Source organism: Vibrio sp. 10N.222.51.C5 (assembly GCF_041474575.1).
GTDB classification, from domain to species: domain Bacteria; phylum Pseudomonadota; class Gammaproteobacteria; order Enterobacterales; family Vibrionaceae; genus Vibrio; species Vibrio crassostreae_C.
The window spans coordinates 1-534 of record NZ_JBFRUJ010000116.1 but is presented as its reverse complement, the minus strand read 5'-3'; the positions used below and the strand labels follow the sequence as shown (position 1 = coordinate 534).

At 45.5% G+C, this 534-nt stretch carries 1 protein-coding gene; it reads left to right on the top strand.

The window, feature by feature from the left end; genetic code table 11:
- Positions 1-534, top strand: a 534-nt coding sequence (locus AB4558_RS21830; protein ID WP_372159104.1) for an aminotransferase class I/II-fold pyridoxal phosphate-dependent enzyme, incomplete at both ends; no start/stop codon positions are given.

The following is a 534-nucleotide window of genomic DNA, read 5'->3' as shown; positions in this document are numbered from 1 at the left end:
GATGAGACCACTTGGCAGCTACCAATGTCTGAAATCGAGAAACTGGCAGATACAGACATCAAACTACTTTGCGTCGTTAACCCTGCTAATCCAGCATCAGTGAAATTCTCTGACGAGACTCTAGAGAACCTAACAAACTTTGTGAATGAGCAACGCAGTGACCTATTCATCATCACAGATGACGTGTACGGCACATTCGCAGATGAGTTCGTTTCTCTGTTCGCAAAACTACCGTATAACACACTATGTGTTTACTCATTCTCTAAATACTTCGGTGCAACAGGCTGGCGTCTAGGCACTATCGGTATTCACGATGAGAACGTGTTCGACGATACACTTCGCTCATTCAGTGAAGCGACACAGTGCCAATTGGACGACCGTTACAAAACGCTAACTCCAGAGCCACGTGACATCAAATTCATCGACCGCATCGTTGCTGATAGCCGCAGCGTAGCATTGAACCATACTGCAGGTCTGTCTCTACCACAACAAGTACAAATGGCGATGTTTGCATTAACTTGTCTAATGGACTCA